The sequence below is a fragment of the Streptomyces swartbergensis genome, assembly GCF_002148965.1.
Classification (GTDB): Bacteria; Actinomycetota; Actinomycetes; order Streptomycetales; family Streptomycetaceae; genus Streptomyces; species Streptomyces swartbergensis.
On record NZ_NGFN01000014.1, the window covers coordinates 1 to 17,745 of the forward strand.

The window sequence follows — 17,745 nt, forward strand, 5'->3', positions numbered from 1 at the left end:
CCTCTGGAGGATCCCGTGTCAGCCAACCCGTCCCGACGACCTTCCCAGCCACGCCGTCGCCGCGTCACGCTGGGGATCGCCGCCGCCCTCGCCATGGCGGTCGCCGTGTCGCCTGCCGTCACCGACGCCGTCGCGGGGGTGAACAAGGACGACGGTTCCGCCGCCGCGCGGCACACGCCGTTCCGGCGCGACGCCGACGCCGTACGCGACACGGGCGCCATCGGCGTGCAGGCCCGGGTGAGCGGTGGCCGGCACGGTGCCGCCACCGTGACGAGCGGCACCGCCGACATCCGGACGGGCCGCCCCGTGCCCGTCGGCGGCTACTTCCGGATCGCCAGTAACACCAAGACCTTCGTGGCCGCCGTCGTGCTCCAACTCGTCGGCGAGCGGAAGGTGGCGCTGGAGGACACCGTCGAGAAGTGGCTGCCTGGCGTGGTGCGCGGCAACGGCAACGACGGCCGGAAGATCACCGTCCGCCAGCTGCTCCAGCACACCAGCGGCATCCACGACGACTACCCCGGCATCGAGACCGCGCAGGAGTACTACGCGGTCCGCTTCCAGCCCTTCACCCCCGAGCAGCTGGTCGATCGGGCCATGCGGCACCGCCCGGACTTCCGGCCCGGCACGGGCTGGAGCTACTCGAACATCGGCTACGTCCTGCTCGGCATGGTCATCGAGAAGGCCACCGGCCACACCTGGCACGACCAGGTACGGGACCGGCTCCTCAAGCCGCTCGGGCTGCGGCACACGTACCACCCGGGCGACTCGCCCGCCGTCCGGAATCCGCACGCGCGCGGCTACCAGCGGTTCGGCACGAAGCCGAAGCTCGTGGACGTGACCCTGTACGAGGACCCCAACGCGTCCGGCGGCCTCATCGGCACCACGGCCGACCTGAACCGTTTCTTCCGCGACCTCCTCGGCGGCAAGGTCCTGAAGCCCGCGCAGCTCAGGGAGATGAAACGCACGGTCCCGTTGAACGACGCGTTCCAGCTGCCGTACCCGGGCGCGCGGTACGGGCTCGGGCTGATGAAGAACAAACTGCCGTGCGGCGGCTGGGCCTGGGGCCACGGCGGGGACGAGGTCGGCTACATGAGCCGGAACGCGGTGAGCGACGACGGCCGGGTCGCCGTCACCGCCTCGATGTCCACCGGGTGGGCCACCTCCGTCGAGGACACCCTGCGGCAGCACCGGGCGGGTGTGCGGCTGGTCGCGAACGCGTTGTGCCGCGAAGGGGGGCAGGCCGTACGGCGTGGTGACGGGGTCCGGTGATACCTCCCCTGGGGACGGCGGCGGGGCCCCGTGTTCAGGTGCGCCAGGAGCGCGAGGGTGCGGCGGTACGGCCGACCGCCGCCGCCAGCTTGCGGAGCCGGCGCCAGTCCAGGCGGGGTGGCGCCTCGGGGACTCCGGGGCGGTTACGGGGCACCCGGACGCGCAGGGCCCGGCGGGCGATGCGGCAGTGGACGGGGGCGGGCAGGGTAAGCGCCTCGCCGTCGAGGCCGACCTCCAGGTGTGATGCGTCGGCCTCGACGACCACGTGCTGGGCGGTGAGCACCGTGAGCCCCTCCGGGCGCGGGGCGAGCAGGAGTTCGGCCGCTTCCACGGCACTGTCGACGCGGACGGCGAGCACGCCCAGCTTCCCGGAGTCGAGGCGCTCGCGTCGGCCGAAGCCGAACGGATCGTCCATGCGGTACGGGTTGTTGCTCACCAGCACGGCCTGCGGGTCGGCGATGAGGGTGCCGTCGGCGCCGGCCGTCAGCCGCGGGCCGCTCTGCCGGGTGAGCAGCTCGGGCAGCCGTTCCAGCGCCGCGCCCACCTTGTCCTCGCGATAGCCCGGGCTCTGGACGACGGCCCCGTACACACCGAACGACGCGTTGTTGACGAAGGGGCGGTCGTCGGCGAAACCGAGGTCGACACGGAGTTCCACCCCGTCGGTGAGGGCGTCGAGGCACGTGGACGGATCGTCGCGGTCCAGGCCCAGGTCCATGGCGAAGTGGTTGCGCGTGCCGGCCGAGATGACGAGGAACGGCAGGCCGTGTTCCGCCGCGACGGCGGCGACGAGAGCCTGCGTGCCGTCGCCGCCGGCGACTCCGAGCAGGTCGGCTCCGTCGGCCACGGCGGCCCTGGCCAGCACGGTGACGTCCTGGTGCTGGTCCGCGTCGAGGAGGACGACTTGGGCACCCAGCGCCTCGGCCTTCTCCTTGATGCCGAACTTCCCGACCTTGCCGCCGCCGGAGCGGGGGTTGAGCAGGAGGAAGGGGCGCTTCGGCGGTGGCGTGCGGTACTCCTTGACCCGTACCGGACGCAGGCCCGTGCTGCGCAGGGCGTAGCGGCCGCTCCAGACCGCGAGGCACCACAGCAGCAGGGACGCGAAGACCACCCAGAGCAGATTGGCGGCCGCGAAGAGGGTGATGACGGCGACGGGGGCGACGACGGTCAGCGCGGCCGCCGCGGCGCGGACCGGTCCCCGGCGGGACAGGACCCACCAGAGCGCGGCGGCGGTCAGGGCGAGTCCCGCCAGGCCGGCCGCGAGCAGCAGCAGTCCTTTCAGGCCGCCGGACACGAGGGGCAGCAGCGCCGCCAGCGCCACCGCGGCCAGGGCTGCCCTGGCCGCCCATCTCTGCCGGCGGTGATTCCGCTCGTTCATCGCCGATCCCATGTGGTTCCTCCGCTCGAAGGCGCGGGCGGACCTTCCAGGCCGCGCCCGGCCGTGAAACATCGTGCCCGCCGACGGATCGGCATGGCTACCGCCATCCCTGATGGCTCCCCCGCCGTGAGGCACGTCAGACGTGACGATCTTCCGGGGCGGAGCCATCGGTAGCGTACGCGGCCCTGCGAGCCCGTTTCCGCGCACCGGGGCACGTCGGCGCACACCCGCGCCGCCGCTGCCGGCAGTGGGCTCGTGCTCCCCCTTGACCGAGTGAGTCTCATTACGCAACCCTGCTGGCACAGTTCATGTCGACGAGGAGGCCGGCACACGATGGAGTGGACGGGCGCGCGGTACGCGGACAGACCGACGGTCGAGGTGACGACGTGGATCGCCGCCCCGCCGGAGCGGGTGTGGGCGCTGGTGTCGGACGTGACGCGGATGCCCAAGATGAGCGAGGAGTTGCAGTCGGTGCGGTGGGTCGAGGGGGCCGCCGGTCCCGCGGTCGGGGCCCGGTTCGTCGGGCGGAACAAGCACGAGGCGTTCGGCGAGTGGGAGACGACCTCCACGGTCGTCGCGTACGAGCCCGGGCGGGTCTTCTCCTGGGCGGTCGGGGACCCGGACCAGCCCAGCGCCGTCTGGCGGTTCGGCCTCCAACCCAGGAACGGCGGGACCGATCTGTCGCAGTGGATGCGGATGGGGCCCGGGCGCTCCGGGCTCTCCTTCGCGATCGACGCCATGCCGGAGAAAGAGGAGAAGATCGTATTCGTGAGGTTGCGGGAGTTCGAGCGCGGCATGACCGCCGCGCTGGAGTGCATCCGGCAGTGGGCTGAGGCGTGATGCGGACGGCGACGACCGTCGAGGCGTCGGGCCTCGGCTCCTGGTCCCGGCAGGCCGACTTCGTCGTCGAGGCCGAGAAACTCGGGCTCGACATCTGCTGGGTGGCCGAGGCGTGGGGCTCCGACGCCCCGTCCGCCCTGGGCTTCTACGCGGCCCGCACGGAACGGATGCTGCTGGGCTCGGCCGTCATGCAGGTCGGGACGCGCACGCCGGTGGCTCTCGCGCAGACGGCGATCACCCTGTCCAACCTCTCGGGCGGACGTTTCCTGCTCGGTCTCGGCCCGTCCGGTCCGCAGGTGATGGAGGGCCTGCACGGGGTGCCGTTCGCCCGTCCCCTGGCGCGCTTGCGCGAGACGGTGGAGATCGTGCGGCAAGTGCTCGCGGGCGGCAAGATCTCCTACTCGGGCTCCGAGTTCAGCATTCCGCTGCCCGGTGGGGAGGCGGTGCCGATGCGCCTGTCCATGCGGGCCGAGCACGCCGTGCCCGTCTATCTGGCCGCGCTGTCGCCTGCCATGCTGCGGCTGACCGGCCAGGTCGCGGACGGCTGGCTCGGCACCAGCTTCGTACCGGAGGGCGCGGCGGACGCCTACTTCGCTCCGCTGGACGAGGGGCTGGCCGCAGCCGGCCGCAGCCGCGCCGGTTTCGACGTCTGCCAGGGCGCCGAGGTCGCCTTCGCCCGGGACGAGGAGGCACTGGGCGCCATGGTCGCGGGCCGGAAGAAGGAACTCGCCTTCAGCCTGGGCGGCATGGGCTCCGCGTCGGCCAACTTCTACAACCGGGCCTACAGCCGGCAGGGCTGGGCCGAGGTCGCGGCGGAGGTACGGGAGCGCTGGCAGGCGGGCGACCGGGACGGTGCGGCCGGTCTGGTCACCGACGAGATGGTGCTGGCCACCACGCTCATCGGCACGGAGGAGATGGTGCGGCGGCGGCTGCGCGTCTGGCGGGACGCCGGGGTGGACACCGTCCGTCTCTACCCGGCCGGGGAGACCCTCGACGACCGGCTCGACACCCTCGGCAGGGCGATCGAGTTGGTCCATCAGACCGGCGGGATCGGCGGCACGGCCTGAACCCGGCGGCGGGTAAGCTCCCGTGCTGATCACCGGACGAACGACCAACGGGGGGACTCCGTGCGGGCCAGGGCCACCGTGACGACGACCGCACTCGCGTGCCTGCTGGCGGGCGCCGCCCTGACCGGGTGCGGCGCCGGCGGCACAGGCGAGGAGAAGTCCGCCGGCGACATCCTCGACGAGGCCAACGCGACGATGCGGAAGCTGAACTCCGTCACCGTCGACATCACCAACCGCACGACGAGCGGCGGTTCGGTCACCAACCGCCTCGTGACCGACCTCGACAGCCGGTGCAGATCCAGGACCACGTGGTCCGGGGGCGGCGTCCTGGAGCAGATCCGGCTCGGCGAGACCGACTACGTCCGGCCGAACCGGGCCTACTTGCAGAAGTGGAAGAACTATCCGGGCCTCACCGACGAGCAGAAGCTGTGGGTGAAGACGCCGGTGGACCCGGCCGGCGCCGGCGGCGACGGTCTCGCCTCCTGCGAACGGCCCTTCGACTCGTTCGGCACGGCGCGCAAGGGCGGCTCCGCCCGCGTCGAGGGCACGAAGGCCGTCAAGCTGGTGGTGACCGACAAGGCGGACAAGGCGGGGACGTACACCTTCTACGTGGCGGCCGAGGGCAAGCCGCACCTGCTCAGGACGGTCTACAAGAGCGCCGCACAGCACACCACCACCTCCTTCAGCGACTTCGACGAACCGCTCGACATCCGGGCGCCGAAGGCGGGCGAGGTGCTGAGCGTGCCGGGCGGCAGCTGACCCGGCGTCGCGGGAGAGCGAGCGATTGCCGACAGCGCTTTCCGTCGGAATTCGGCAGCAGTTGGCCGAGCGGGGCGAATCGGCTCACAAGGGCTTGACGGGGCGGGATGTGCTCGGCCTACTGGTAGGCGCAGCCGGCCGTGTCGGGGGTCTGGTCCGGCGCCGGCCCGGTGGGCCGAATCGCTCCGCCCTCCCCCACCGAGACGCGGGTCAGGGGTCTGATGGTGCGGCGACGATGGGCAGCGGCGGTGGGCCTCGTGACGTGCCTGCTGTTGCTGCATCTCGTCGTCCCGGGGTTCGCGCGGGGCGGACACACGGCGGAGGCCGCGGTCACGGCGGCGCTGGATGCGGTGGATGCGCCGGAGCCGGAGGCGACTTCGGGCACGGAGGCCGAAGGAGCCGGGGGCGAAAGGGCCGGGGTCGAAAGGGCCGGGGCCGAAAGAACCGGGGCCGAAAGAACCGGGGTCGAAATAGCCAGCGTCGAAAGAGCTCAGGAGCCCTGCCCCTGCGGAGAGGAGCCGTCGGTTCGGCAGCCGGTGGCGCGGACGCCGAGGGCGGCGGGAGCGGCCCGGGCCGGTGCCGTGGTGACCGGTGCGCCCCTGGTGGACCGGGGTGGTACGGACGTCCGAGCGGCGGGAACGGGCCGGCGTCCGGAAGCGGTCGCGCCCGCCCCGAACGCCGTTGAGCTACAGACGTTTCGCTGCTGAGTGACGGCGGTACCGACAGGGCCTGCGCCGTGCGGCCCGAGTACTGCCTGGTGCCGGTACGCGGTGATGTGCAGGCCTTCGTGTGTCCCCATGCCGATGACACAGGAGGCGGAGTTGCCCGGAAAGCGTGTTCTGATTCTGAAGCCGGACGAACTGAGCCCGACCGACCAGAAGATGTGGCGGGAGATACGGACGGAATCCGGAGCGCCGGCGAATCCTTTTCTCGACCCGGCGTTCACCACGGCGGTGGGGCGGGTCAGGCCCGGGGCCAAAGTGGCGGTGCTCCAGGACGACGGCTCCCCGGTCGGGTTCTTCCCGTACGAGAGAGGACCGTTGGGGCAGGGCCGGGCCATCGGGCTCGGGGTGTCCGACAGTCAGGGGGCCGTGTTACGCCCCGGGATCCGGATCGACGCCCGCAGGTTACTGCGGTCCTGCGCGCTGTCGTCCTGGGAGTTCGACAATCTCGAAGCCGGCCAGGGGACGTTCGTGCCGCACGCGGTCGAGGAGCTCGCGTCCCCGGTCGTCGACATCGGCGAGGGGTTCGAGCGGTACACGGAGCGGCTGCGGGCCAAGTCGCCGAGCTTCCTCAGACAGACCCTGGCCAAGGAGCGCAGGCTGGCCCGGCAGGTCGGTGAGGTGCGGTTCACGTACGACGCCCGGGACCCGGACGCCTTGCGGGCGCTGATGGAATGGAAGTCGGCACAGTACCGGCGGACCGGCCGGCGCGACCGGTTCGCGCAGGAGTGGATCACCCGGCTGGTGCGGCTGCTCGGGGAGAGCGAGGAACCGGAGTGCCGTGGCGTGCTGTCCGTGCTGTACGCGGCGGACCGGCCCGTGGCCGCGCACTTCGGTCTGCGCTCGCGCACGGTGCTGTCCTGGTGGTTCCCGGCGTACCACCGCGACTACGCCAAGTACTCCCCCGGCCTGGTGCTCCAGCTGAGGATGCTGGAGGCAGCGGCGGCCGACGGCGTCGAGACGGTCGACCTGGGGAGCGGTCCGGCCCGCTACAAGGAGTCCCTCAAGACGCGTGACCTGCGGGTGTACGAGGGGGTGGTGGTACGGCCGGTGCCCGGCGGGGCCGTCCACTGGCTGGGCCGGGAGCCCGCGCGGGCCGCCCGTCGCTTCGTCCGCAACCGGCCCCGCCTGGCGGGCGCGGCGGCGCGGACGCTGGAGGAGGTGGGGCGGCTGCGCGGTCACTGACACCGGACCGCCCGGGCGCCCGGCTCCTGGGAACCGGGCGCACCGCGGTCACCTCGTGGCGGTCCAGCTGTGGGCGACGTCCACGATGACGCGGCCGTCGAGCTGGATCACCCGGAACGGCAGCCGGGCGCGGACGCCGAGCCCGATCTGGGTCTCGCCCTCGAAGCTGCCGGCGAACCGGGTGTCCCGGAAGGTGCGGTAGCCGGTGAGGTCCACGCCCGGCAGCGGGCGCGCCACCCGGCCGGGATACGTGGCGGCGCCGGTCTCCGGGTCGTAGGCGGGCGCGGCCACCCGTACCTCGAGGACCGCTCCGCCGGCCACGGGTATGTGCCGGCCCGATCCGTCCTGGTGGAGCTGGTCGACGTAGCGGACGGAGTAGCCGACGTCGCTGCCCGCGCCGGGCACGTCGATGACCATCCGGTCGAAGCAGGTGTGACGGCCGGTCCGGATGTCCTTCACCGGCGCGAGCGTGCCGCTGGTGTCGGTCTTGGGGAGGCTCCCCCAGCCGGTCGGGCAGGCCGTGGCCCGGGTGGCCGCCTGGGCGGCGACCGGTGCGGCACCGGCCGGCACCGCCGCCACGCCCACCGTGGCGCCCACGAGCGCGAGAGTCGCGCATGCTGTTCTGATTCGTACCATTTCGGCCCCCGAGGCTCGCTTGTCGCTGGTATCGGGTGAGACGACCGATGGGACCGAAAGGTTGCACCCACCGCGCCGGACCGCCGACCATGGCACATCCTGGTGGGGAGCGATGGGGTCCGGTGCGTCCGTACCGGGAGGACGCGAGATGGATGAGTCAACCGCCGTACCGGACGGGCCGCGGTCACCCGAGGACCGGAGCCGGGGCGGTGGTGACGGCCGGGCCGGGACCGGGGGCACCGGCCGGATCGAGGATGCCCTGACCGCTCCGCTGATCGAGGCCGTACGGGACCTCGGAGGCTACGGTGGGCTGGTCTACCTGCGTTCCCGCGACCGGCGTTCCCTCGTGCTCGCGCTGGTGACCGGGGTGCCCCGATCGCTGCTCAGGACCTGGTGGCGGGTGCCGGTGGGCGGTGCGCTGCCCATGTCGGAGGCCTACCGGCGCGACGAGACCCTGTGGCTGCCGGACGAGCGCGCCACCATRGTGCGCTTCCCGCATTTCACCGCCGGGCTGCCGTACTCCTTCGGCTCGGCCTACCGGCCCGTCCGGGCCGGCGACGAGGTCGTGGGTGTCCTGGTCGTGCTGCGTTCGGCCGCCCGGTCGCCGCTGGACGCCGGCACGGTGGAGCCGGCGCTGCGCCCCGCCGGGCAGGCCATGGAGGAGCGCCTCACCCGACTCGCCGCCGGCCGGCCGGGCCCGGACTCCGCCGCGTACCGGATCGAGTACGACGGCGAACCGGTCGGCGTGCGGCTGCCCACGCCGGACGTCCACCCCGTCCGGGTCGGGCTCATCGACTGGGATCTGGACACCGACCGGTGCACGGCGGACGACGAGGCCCTCGCTCTCCTCGGCATCGGCCGGGCGGACTTCGGCGGCACGATGGCGGACATCGAGGCCCGTGTCAGCCCCGACGACCTGCACGAACTGCGGGCGATCCGGCACGACGCGCTCACGCTGGGCCAGGTCAGATGCCGGCACTTCCGGGTGCGGGACGACTCCGCGGGCGACGAGGAGGCCGGCTACCGGCCCGTCGAGCTGTGGGGACATCTCGTGCGCGGCGGCACGGGTTCCGACCGGATCCTGGTGGGGGCCCTCGTCGACGCGGGCAGCGGGCTCACCGCGGCCGAGGCCGCCGAGCGGCTGCCCGACGGTTTCTTCTCGCTGGACCAGGACGGCCGCCTGACGTACGCCAACCGCCGCTGCGAGGAACTGCTCGGCGGCGGCCGGGAGGCGCTCCTGGGCCGCTATCCGTGGGAGGTGATCACCTGGCTCCGGGATCCAGCGTACGAGGACCGCTACCGGGCGGCGATGCTGTCGCAGGAGCAGGTGTCCTTCCTCGTGCGGCATCCGGCCGGGGACTGGCTGAGCTTCGTGCTGTACCCGGACGTGCACGGACTGACGGGCCGGATCCAGCCGACCGGCCCGCCCACCGGGGCCGAGGCGGCGCGCGAGGCCGGGACCGCCGCCGGTGCCGTGCCGGAGGCCGCGGCCGTGGCGCCGCCGCCCGGGCCGGTCGCCGCGGCGCGCGCCGGGGCGCTCTACCACGTGGTGCAGATGGCGAGCGTGCTCACCCAGGCGGTCACCGTCGAGGATGTCTGCCGGGCCGTGTCCGAGCAGCTGCTGCCCGCGTTCGGCGTCCGGGAACTCGCCCTCTACACGGTTCGCGACGGCCGGATGTACCTGCTGTGGGAGTCGGGCTACCCCGAGGGCTTCCTCACGCCGTTCGAGGGTGTCACCCTCGACACGCAACTGCCCGGCGTGCACGCGCTGACCACGCGGCTGCCGCTCTTCTTCGAGTCGCCCGAGGAACTCTCCGTCGCCTACCCGGGCATCACCCTGGACCGGATGAGCGCCTGGTCGTTCTTGCCTCTGATCGCCTCCGGACATCCCGTCGGCTCGTGCATCCTCGGCTGGGACACCCCGCACCGTTTCACCGCCGACGAGCGTTCCGCGCTCACCGCGCTGAGCGGTCTGGTCGCGCAGGCGCTGGAGCGGGCACGGCTCTACGACGCCGAGTCCGCCGTCGCCCGCGGTCTTCAGGAGGGGCTGCTGCCGCACCGGCTGCCCGCCGTCGAGGGGCTGCGCACCACCGGCCGCTATCTGCCCGGCACCCAGGGCATGGCCATCGGCGGCGACTGGTACGACGTGATCACCACGGGGCGGGGGGTGGCCCTGGTCATCGGGGACGTCGAGGGCCACAGCGTGGGCGCCGCCGCGGTGATGGGCCAGCTGCGCAGTGCCGTGCACGCCTTCGCGGCGAGCGAGCGGCCGCCGCAGGAGGTCATCACGCACACCAACCGGCACCTGGCCGAGCTGGAGGCGGACGTCTGCGCCACCTGCTGCTACATCGAGCTCGACCCGCGTACGGGGCGGGCGTTCGCCGTGCGGGCCGGGCATCCCCCGCCGCTGCTGCGCCACGCTGACGGGCACGCCGAGACGCTGGATCTCGTGGGCGGCGTCATGCTGGGCGTGCAGACAGACGCGGTCTATCCCGTCACGGCGCTCACGCTGGCTCCCGGCAGCGTCCTCGCCCTGTACACCGACGGGCTCGTGGAGCAGCCCGGCAGCGACATCGAGACCGGCATCGAGGAGGTCCGCCGCTGCCTTGCCGACACTCCGGCGGACTCGGTGGACCATCTCGCCGACCGGCTGGTGCGGACGGCGCGCCGCGCCCGGGAGCGGCCCGACGACGTCGCACTGCTGCTGACGGCGTATCGCTGAGCGAGCGGACTGCCGGGTCGTCCACGCGGGCGGCCGCGGCTTCTTCGCAGGTCCCCCGTCTGGCGCGATCGGCGTAGACGGCGCGGCGCGGGGTACGGTGGGCGGGACCGGTGAGCGAGGCGGTGGTGGCGGTGGAGTGGCAGCAGTACGCCGAGCAGATGGCGATGCTCGCCCGGGATCTCGTGGCGCAGGATTCGGTGCAGGCGACGCTGGACGAGATCGCGGCATCCGCCGTGAAGCTGGTCGAGGGCTGTGACGCGGCCGGGATCCTGGCGGTGTCCAAGGGCCGGGCCGTGACGCTCTCCGTGTGCGGTGACATGGTCGAGGAGTCCGACCGGTTGCAGGGCGAGCTGGGCGAGGGACCGTGCTTCGACGCGGCCCGGCGCGTGGACGGCGAGCGGCTGTTCCGCATCGCCGACATGACGAAGCCGCAGCCGTCCTGGCCGCGGTTCTCACAAGCTGCCCGCGACCTCGGGATCGGCAGCATGACCGGTGTGCTGCTCTACACCGGCCAGGAGGACTTCGGCGCGCTCAACCTCTACTCGCGCCGGCCGGGGGCCTTCGGCAAGGACATCGAGGCCGCGGGCTGGCTGCTCGCCTCCCATGCCGCCGTCGCGCTGGCCACCGCCCGCACCGTGGACCAGCTGGAGCACGCCCTGGAGACCCGGCACGCCATCGGGGAGGCCATGGGCATCCTCATGGAACGCCACCGGATGAGCGAGGACGAGGCCTTCGACGTGCTGCGGCGCATCTCCCAGCACCACAACATCAAACTGCGTGACGTCGCCCAGCGCGTCCGCGTCGACACCGCCGGCCAGGACTGAAGCGAGCGGCCGGGGCGGCGGCCTCAGACCGGGCCGCCGTCGGGCCGGGAGGTGCGCAGGAGGAGCACCGTGATGTCGTCGGCGTGCTGTCCGGTGGGGGTCGTGTGGTGGACGAGCCTGTCGATGAGCCGTTCCACGTCGTCGCCGTCGCCGGTGTCCAGGTGCCCGGCCAGGTCCGAGGTGGTCCGCGTCGCGTCGGTGCCGGGCAGCTCGACGAGGCCGTCGGTGTACAGAGCGAGGGTGGTGCCGGGGAGCAGGGGCGTGGTGGTGACCGGGTAGTGGGCGCCGGTGGCGATGCCCAGCAGCGGGCCGGGTTCGATGTCGAGGACGCCGGCGGTGGCGTGGGCGGGGCGCAGCAGCGGGGGCACGTGGCCCGCGCTGGCGAAGGCCGCCTGGTGGCGTGCCAGGTCGAGGTGGGCGTAGAGGCAGGAGACGAGCAGTTCGGAGTCGAGGTCGGCCAGCAGCCGGTTGGTGCGGGCGAGGACCTGGCCGGGTGCGGCGCCGGCGGTGGCGTGGGCGTGGATGGCGGTGCGGACCTGGCCCATGAGGGCGGCGGCGGCGATGCTGTGGCCTTCCACGTCGCCGATGACGGCGGCCGCGGTCGTGTCGTCCAGGCGCAGCACGTCGAAGAAGTCGCCGCCGACCTCGATGCCGTGGCCGGCGGGCAGATAGCGGGCGGCGACGTCGAGGCCGGGCAGGTGCGGCAGGGCCCGGGGCAGCAGGGCGCGTTGCAGTTCGTGGACGAGTCGCTGCTTGGCGTCGTAGAGGCGGGCGCGGTCGAGGGCCTGGGCGATCAGACCGGACAGCGAGGTGAGGACGGCGCGTTCGTCGGCGGTGAAGGTGTGCGGGTGGTCGTAGGACAGGATGCAGCAGCCCACCGGCCGCCCGGAGATGATCAGTGGGAGGAACGCCCAGGCTTGTTTGCCGCTGATCTGGGGCCCCCTGGGGTAGGTGCCGGCCATCTCGGCCGGGTCGGCGAAGAAGGCGGGGGCGCCGCTGGCGAGGACTTGGCCCGCGGGGGTGAGCTCGGTGTCCAGTGACAGGGCGTCGAGGCGCTCCACGGCGTCGGCCGGGTAGCCGTGGTGGCCGGTGATCTTCAGACGGCCGGCCTCGGCGGCGGACAGCACCAGGCTCTGGGCGCCGAAGGCGGGCAGGATCTGGTGGGCGATCAGCGTCACGAGGTCGCGGACGGTCACCGTTTCGGTGAGCGCGGCGGCGAGGTGCACGAGTTGGTAGAGGCGTCCCGTCGGCGCGGCCGCGGGGGGCCGTGCGGCGGCGGGCGGCGGCGGGTCCTCGGTCTGTTCTCCTCTGGGGACGACGCGGACGCTGATGCCGCTGGTGTCGGGGTAGAGCTGGAAGGTCAGCCACCGGTCCGGCGGGCGGAGCGCGGTGAAGGACACGGGGGCGCGGCTGACGACCGCCGTGCGGTAGTGGTCCTCGTGGACGGGGTCGTCCAGCCATGACAGGGACTGCCAGGGGCGGGTGCCCAGCAGCCGGTCGGCGCGGCGGCCGAGCAGGCGGGCGGCGGTGGCGGTGGCGAAGGTGACGCGGCCCTCCAGATCGAGGGCGAGGGCGCCCTCGGGGAGGCGTTCGAGGTAGTCGGCGGCGGCCAGGCCGGTCTGCACGGGGTGGTGCGCGGCGTCGACGGGGACGACGCGCGGCTGGTCGGGCACGGTGGGCGGCGAGGACGCTTCGTCCAGGATGCGGGCCATGCGGCGGGCGCTGGAGGTGATGTGGTCGCGTTCGCGGGGCGTGACCGTGCGGGGACGCGCGGCGGGCCACATCAGAACGATGCCGCCCCAGCAGCGCCGTACGCCGCTCACCGGGACCGCGGCCAGGGCGAACGGGTACGGCAGCACGGCGGCGGCCCGCGGGTAGCGGCGCGCCATCTCGTCCTGGCTGCCGACCCAGACCAGAGCGTCGTCGCGGATCGCGTCGGCGACCGGGACGGGTGCCGTCAGCGGCAGGCGCTGCCACGGGACGGTGAACGCCACCGGCAGACCGCACAGCGCCACCAGGCGCAGCACCGGCTGCGCCTCCTCGATCAGGTAGAGGCCGCCGATCGAGGCGCCGGTACCGCGCACGGTGTCGGCCAGGGCCACCCCCAGGGCGTCGTCCGGCGATCCGGTGCCCCCGGGCGGCTCGTTGCTCCCGGGCATGGTGTCCTCCCGCTCTTACCCGGACGCTACGCCTCGCGGGGCGTGGGGGCACGTCATCGGGCCGGGCCGCGGAAGGACGCGCGGTGCCGAAGGGCGGGCCGGGCGTGCTGTTCGGGGCCGTTGCCCGGGTCGAGGCGAGCCCGTGGCCCATCCCGAAGACGGAGCAGGCCTGGACGGCGGACCTGCCGGAGGCGTCGTCGTAGACACTCCGTGCGGTGCCCCCGCGGAGGCTCTCGGTCCGGGAGGGCGTCCGGCCGGTGCGCCGAAGGGCGTGGCCGGGCGACGGCCGCCGCTTCGGCGGCCGTTCGCCGAAGGGCGTGGCCGGGCGTGTGCCGTGCTGGCAGAATCGGAGGCCTCGACGGCGACCGGGAGGCCGGCCTTGCAGACGCTCACATCGCGGGATCCACTGGCCGTCGCCGTCACCGAGGCGATCCGGGGCGGCGATCTCCCCCGGCTCCGGCACCTGCTCGCCGAGCATCCCGGTCTGGCGGCCGCCCGCGTCACCGAGCACGGCGAGGACGGCAAGGGCACGCGCAGTCTGCTGCACATCGCGACCGACTGGCCCGGTCACTACCCCCGTGGTCCCGAGGTGATCGCCGCCCTGGTCGCCGCCGGGGCGGATCCCGACGCCCGCTTCGGCGGTGCGCACGAGGAGACGCCGCTGCACTGGGCGGCCAGCAGCAACGACGTGCCCGTCCTGGACGCGCTCATCGAGGCGGGGGCCGACATCGAGGCCCCGGGTGCGGTGATCGCCGGCGGCACACCGCTCGCCGACGCCCGCGCCTTCGGCCAGTGGCGTGCCGCGCACCGGCTCGTCGAGCACGGCGCCCGCACCACCCTCCAGGACGCCGCCACGCTCGGCCTGCTGGACCGCGTCCAGGCGTATGTCGAGGGCGACGAGCCGCCCGCGCCCGACGAGATCACCAGCGCCTTCTGGGGCGCCTGCCACGGCGGTCACCTGTCCACCGCGCAGTACCTCCACCGGCACGGCGCCGACATCGACTGGTGCGGCTACGACGAGCGGACCCCGCTCGACATCGCCCGCGCCCAGGACGCCGACGACGTCGTGCGGTGGCTGCGCGGCCTGGGTGCGCGGAGCCGGTCATAGCGTCCGGGTCGTCTCACAGGCAGTAGCGCACGAGCCATTCGTCCTGGTTGTAGGCGGTGCGCGCGGGGTCGGGCGTGCTGGCCGCGCGCTCCTCGACCATGTCCTCCAGGCGCACCGGCTCCGGCAGCGTCCCGAAGCGGGCCTGGCGTGCTGCCGAGGCCTCCGCCTCGCTGCTCCGCTGCGACATCGCGTCGTCCACGGCGATTCCCCTCTCCGGTTGGTCTCTCGGACCGATCGGCCTCCCTGGGCAAAGAGTTGACGTACGAGGCGGGCTCATGGTTCCCGGGGGTCGCCTTGTTCGACCCTACGAACTTCCCGCCCGGCTGTTTCCCTTGCAGCCCGCCAGTGATAGTAAACCTTCCTATCAGTTCTGCACGGCCGGCTCTTCCAAACCCCCCACCCCGCTTGGAGGCACCGTGAGACACCCGTCGACCCCGGCAGCCCGCCGCACCGTCCTGGCGCTGTTCGGCGCCGCCCTCGCCGCCGCCCCGTTCCTGAAGCCGCCGCACGCCACGGCCTCCGTCCGTGCGGTCGGGCTCGACGACCCGGCGAAGAAGGAGATCGCCATGCGGCTCGTGTCGAGCGCGGAGAACTCCTCGCTCGACTGGAAGGCGCAGTATCAGTACATCGAGGACATCGGCGACGGCCGCGGCTACACCGCCGGCATCATCGGGTTCTGCTCCGGCACCGGCGACATGCTCGACCTCGTCGAGCTCTACACCGACCGCAAGCCCGGCAACGTCCTGGCGACGTACCTGCCCGCACTGCGCCGGGTCAACGGCACCGACTCGCACCACGGTCTCGACCCCGGCTTCCCCGGCGACTGGCGCAGGGCGGCACGCGACGCCGAGTTCCGGCGGGCACAGGACCACGAGCGCGACCGGGTGTACTTCGGCCCGGCGGTCCGGCAGGGGAAGGCGGACGGGCTGCGGGTGCTGGGCCAGTTCGCGTACTACGACGCCATCGTCATGCACGGCGACGGCAACGACCCCCTGAGCTTCCGCAACATCCGCAAGCGGGCGCTGCGCACGGCGAACCCGCCGGCGTGGGGCGGTGACGAGGTGACGTACCTCGACGCCTTCCTGGACGCCCGCGTGTGGGCCATGAAACAGGAGGAGGCACACAGCGACACCAGCAGGGTCGACACGGCGCAGCGTGTCTTCCTGCGCGAGCGCAACCTCGACCTCGACCCGCCGCTGGACTGGAAGGTCTACGGCGACAGCTACCACATCGGCTGATCCGCCGCGGCCCGGGCAGGATTGGTCCACCAAGCAGGCACAGAAGTGGACCCCTTACCGGGCCGCCCGGCTGCCTAGCGTCGCCCGTATGAACGCCACCACCACGCGCGGAGCTCTTCTCGCCGCGCTCGCCTGCGTCCTCGTCGGAGCGTCCTTCACGGCCAACAGCGTCCTGGGCGACTACCCGTACGCGGGCGGTCAGTTCCTGCGCTACGGGCTGGCCTGTCTGCTGCTCGTGCCGCTGGCCGGGAAGGGCGCGACCGCCCGGCTGCGGGCGCTGACACCCCGTCAGTGGCTCCGGCTCGCCCTGCTCGCCGCGGTCGGCATGGTCGGTTTCAACCTGGCCGTCATCGCCGCGGAACGCACGGCGGAGCCGGCGGTTCCGGGCGTGTTCGTGGGCTGTGCGCCGGTGGTGGTCGCCGTGCTCGTGCCCCTCCTGGACGGGCGCGGGCCCCAACGGACCGTGCTGTACGGGGCGTTGCTCGTGGCCGTCGGCGCCTGCACCGTCCAGGGCTGGGGGCGCACCGACGGGGCGGGCATCGCCTTCTCCGTGTGCGCCCTGGCGGGGGAGGTCGGGTTCGCCGTGCTCGCCGTACCCGTACTGCGGCCCCTCGGCCCCCGGCTGCTGTCCGCCACGGTGTGCGCGGTCGCCGCGCTGGAGTCGGCGGCGGCCGGGCTGCTCGCCGACGGCGCCGGGTGGCTGCGGCGTCCGGACGCCGTCGAGACCTCCGCGCTGCTGTGGCAGGCCGTGGTGGTCACGGTGGTCGGCTTCGTGTGCTGGTACATGGGCATGCAGCGGATCGGCGCGGAACGCGCCACCCTCTTCTCCGGTCTCATCCCGGTCGCGGCGGCCTGCACCGCACCGCTCGTCGGCACGGGCTCCTACGGTCTCGCGCAGGCGGCGGGCAGCGCGCTGGTCGGCCTCGGCGTCGCCCTGGGGTCCGGGGCGCTGACGCGGCCGGGGAGCACGCGGGGCGGACCGGGGGCGGCCCGCGTACGGCGGCAGCGCAAGTCAGTGGAGCACCAGGTGGACCAGGGCGACGGTGCCGACCGACACGATCAGGGTGCGCAGGACGGCGGGGCTGAAGCGGCGGCCCGTCCTGGCTCCGATCAGGCCGCCCAGTGAGGAACCCGCGGCGATGAGCAGGACGGCCGTCCAGTCGAACTCGGCGAAGAAGACGAAGAGCACGGCGGCGACGGTGTTGACGACGGCGGCCAGCACGTTCTTGACGGCGTTGAGCCGCTGGAGCGTCTCGTCGAGCAGCATGCTCATCAGGGAGACGTAGATGATGCCCTGCGCGGCGGAGAAGTAGCCGCCGTAGACACTGGCGAGCGTCAGGCCGGTGAACAGCAGCGGGCCACCGTCCCGACGGACGGGACGGCCTGCCCGGCGACGGCGGCGCACCCTCTTGGCGATCAGCGGCTGGCAGGCGACCAGGACGAGGGCGAGACCCACGAGGACCGGCACGATCCGCTCGAAGGCCGATTCGGGCAGGGTCAGCAGCAGGACGGCACCCGCGAGGCCGCCCAGTGCGGCGCCGATGCCCAGCAGCAGGACGCGGCGACGCTGACCGCGGAGTTCCTCGCGGTAGCCGATGGCCGCGCTGAGGGAGCCGGGGACCAGGCCGAGCCCGTTGGACACCGTGGCGGTGACCGGGGGCAGGCCGGTGGCGAGCAGTACCGGGAAGGTGATCAGCGTTCCCGAGCCGACGACGGCGTTGACGGCGCCCGCGCCCGTACCGGCCGCGAACACGGCGGCCATCTCGCTCGGCGTCACAGTGCCGCTCCGCCGACGGCACCACCGCGTCCGGCGTTCCTGATCGGATTCATGGGATCACGCT

The 17,745-nt window shown here is 73.3% G+C and carries 15 protein-coding genes; 10 read left to right on the top strand and 5 right to left on the bottom strand.

Translation table 11 applies throughout. The features are described from left to right. The coding region (locus CA983_RS04245) for a serine hydrolase domain-containing protein (protein ID WP_244206627.1) at positions 1-1,269 on the top strand (1,269 nt) is incomplete at its 5' end. Between the two features lie 34 nt (positions 1,270-1,303). Here CA983_RS04245 and CA983_RS04250 read toward each other — a convergent pair. After that, positions 1,304-2,656 carry a diacylglycerol/lipid kinase family protein gene (locus CA983_RS04250; protein WP_086599530.1) on the bottom strand — a complete coding sequence of 451 codons (1,353 nt, stop codon included), beginning with the start codon at positions 2,654-2,656 and terminating at the stop codon, positions 1,304-1,306. Positions 2,657-2,977: 321 nt separating this feature from the next. Here CA983_RS04250 and CA983_RS04255 point away from each other — a divergent pair, with 321 nt between their 5' ends. The 4 genes from CA983_RS04255 to CA983_RS04275 all read left to right on the top strand — a co-directional run bounded on the left by CA983_RS04255 (position 2,978) and on the right by CA983_RS04275 (position 7,217). Beyond that, complete coding sequence (locus CA983_RS04255; protein ID WP_086599531.1) at positions 2,978-3,484, top strand: SRPBCC family protein; 507 nt, start codon at positions 2,978-2,980, stop codon at positions 3,482-3,484. Beyond that, the gene (locus tag CA983_RS04260) at positions 3,484-4,551 is read left to right on the top strand and encodes an LLM class flavin-dependent oxidoreductase (RefSeq protein WP_086599532.1); all 1,068 of its coding nucleotides are present in this window, start codon (positions 3,484-3,486) and stop codon (positions 4,549-4,551) included. The genes CA983_RS04255 and CA983_RS04260 overlap by 1 nt, the downstream gene beginning before the upstream one ends. Before the next feature lie 78 nt (positions 4,552-4,629). Beyond that, positions 4,630-5,310 carry a hypothetical protein gene (locus CA983_RS04265; protein WP_244206628.1) on the top strand — a complete coding sequence of 227 codons (681 nt, stop codon included), beginning with the start codon at positions 4,630-4,632 and terminating at the stop codon, positions 5,308-5,310. An 803-nt stretch (positions 5,311-6,113) separates the two neighbouring features. After that, positions 6,114-7,217, top strand: coding sequence for a GNAT family N-acetyltransferase (locus tag CA983_RS04275; protein WP_086599571.1), 1,104 nt, complete (start codon positions 6,114-6,116; stop codon positions 7,215-7,217). A gap of 48 nt (positions 7,218-7,265) precedes the next feature. On the opposite strand, the gene CA983_RS04280 is transcribed toward CA983_RS04275, so the two are convergent. Further along, the gene (locus CA983_RS04280; RefSeq protein ID WP_086599535.1) at positions 7,266-7,853 is read right to left on the bottom strand and encodes an AMIN-like domain-containing (lipo)protein; all 588 of its coding nucleotides are present in this window, start codon (positions 7,851-7,853) and stop codon (positions 7,266-7,268) included. Positions 7,854-8,001: 148 nt separating this feature from the next. Here CA983_RS04280 and CA983_RS04285 point away from each other — a divergent pair, with 148 nt between their 5' ends. Together CA983_RS04285 and CA983_RS04290 are read left to right on the top strand one after the other, a co-directional pair. Then, the gene (locus tag CA983_RS04285) at positions 8,002-10,575 is read left to right on the top strand and encodes a SpoIIE family protein phosphatase (RefSeq protein ID WP_086599536.1); all 2,574 of its coding nucleotides are present in this window, start codon (positions 8,002-8,004) and stop codon (positions 10,573-10,575) included. 158 nt (positions 10,576-10,733) lie between these two features. Continuing rightward, entirely contained in the window at positions 10,734-11,399 is a 666-nt protein-coding gene (locus tag CA983_RS04290) for an ANTAR domain-containing protein (protein WP_425276413.1), read from the top strand. Between the two features lie 23 nt (positions 11,400-11,422). On the opposite strand, the gene CA983_RS04295 is transcribed toward CA983_RS04290, so the two are convergent. Beyond that, positions 11,423-13,558 carry a SpoIIE family protein phosphatase gene (locus CA983_RS04295; protein ID WP_086599537.1) on the bottom strand — a complete coding sequence of 712 codons (2,136 nt, stop codon included), beginning with the start codon at positions 13,556-13,558 and terminating at the stop codon, positions 11,423-11,425. 379 nt (positions 13,559-13,937) lie between these two features. Between CA983_RS04295 and CA983_RS04300 the strand changes: the two genes are divergently transcribed. Beyond that, a complete protein-coding gene (locus tag CA983_RS04300; protein ID WP_086599538.1) occupies positions 13,938-14,666 on the top strand; it encodes an ankyrin repeat domain-containing protein in 729 nt (242 codons plus the stop codon). Between the two features lie 13 nt (positions 14,667-14,679). Here CA983_RS04300 and CA983_RS46600 read toward each other — a convergent pair whose 3' ends face one another. Then, the gene (locus tag CA983_RS46600; RefSeq protein WP_167407323.1) at positions 14,680-14,853 is read right to left on the bottom strand and encodes a hypothetical protein; all 174 of its coding nucleotides are present in this window, start codon (positions 14,851-14,853) and stop codon (positions 14,680-14,682) included. Between the two features lie 229 nt (positions 14,854-15,082). Between CA983_RS46600 and CA983_RS04310 the strand changes: the two genes are divergently transcribed. Next, complete coding sequence (locus CA983_RS04310) at positions 15,083-15,904, top strand: chitosanase (protein ID WP_086599540.1); 822 nt, start codon at positions 15,083-15,085, stop codon at positions 15,902-15,904. An 88-nt stretch (positions 15,905-15,992) separates the two neighbouring features. Further along, a complete protein-coding gene (locus CA983_RS04315; RefSeq protein ID WP_244206630.1) occupies positions 15,993-17,030 on the top strand; it encodes a DMT family transporter in 1,038 nt (345 codons plus the stop codon). Here CA983_RS04315 and CA983_RS04320 read toward each other — a convergent pair. Further along, positions 16,917-17,666 carry a sulfite exporter TauE/SafE family protein gene (locus CA983_RS04320; protein WP_425276414.1) on the bottom strand — a complete coding sequence of 250 codons (750 nt, stop codon included), beginning with the start codon at positions 17,664-17,666 and terminating at the stop codon, positions 16,917-16,919. The two genes, CA983_RS04315 and CA983_RS04320, sit on opposite strands and share 114 nt — an antisense overlap. Between the last annotated feature and the right edge of the window lie 79 nt (positions 17,667-17,745).

Excerpts from the sequence above, each read along its gene's own strand:
- CA983_RS04280 (WP_086599535.1), bottom strand. The coding sequence starts at position 7,853 with ATGGTACGAATCAGAACAGCATGCGCGACTCTCGCGCTCGTGGGCGCC.
- CA983_RS04320 (WP_425276414.1), bottom strand. The coding sequence starts at position 17,666 with ATGGCCGCCGTGTTCGCGGCCGGTACGGGCGCGGGCGCCGTCAACGCC.
- CA983_RS04290 (WP_425276413.1), top strand. The coding sequence starts at position 10,734 with ATGGCGATGCTCGCCCGGGATCTCGTGGCGCAGGATTCGGTGCAGGCG.
- CA983_RS46600 (WP_167407323.1), bottom strand. The coding sequence starts at position 14,853 with ATGTCGCAGCGGAGCAGCGAGGCGGAGGCCTCGGCAGCACGCCAGGCC.
- CA983_RS04275 (WP_086599571.1), top strand. The coding sequence starts at position 6,114 with ATGACACAGGAGGCGGAGTTGCCCGGAAAGCGTGTTCTGATTCTGAAG.
- CA983_RS04250 (WP_086599530.1), bottom strand. The coding sequence starts at position 2,656 with ATGGGATCGGCGATGAACGAGCGGAATCACCGCCGGCAGAGATGGGCG.
- CA983_RS04315 (WP_244206630.1), top strand. The coding sequence starts at position 15,993 with ATGAACGCCACCACCACGCGCGGAGCTCTTCTCGCCGCGCTCGCCTGC.
- CA983_RS04295 (WP_086599537.1), bottom strand. The coding sequence starts at position 13,558 with ATGCCCGGGAGCAACGAGCCGCCCGGGGGCACCGGATCGCCGGACGAC.
- CA983_RS04255 (WP_086599531.1), top strand. The coding sequence starts at position 2,978 with ATGGAGTGGACGGGCGCGCGGTACGCGGACAGACCGACGGTCGAGGTG.
- CA983_RS04260 (WP_086599532.1), top strand. The coding sequence starts at position 3,484 with ATGCGGACGGCGACGACCGTCGAGGCGTCGGGCCTCGGCTCCTGGTCC.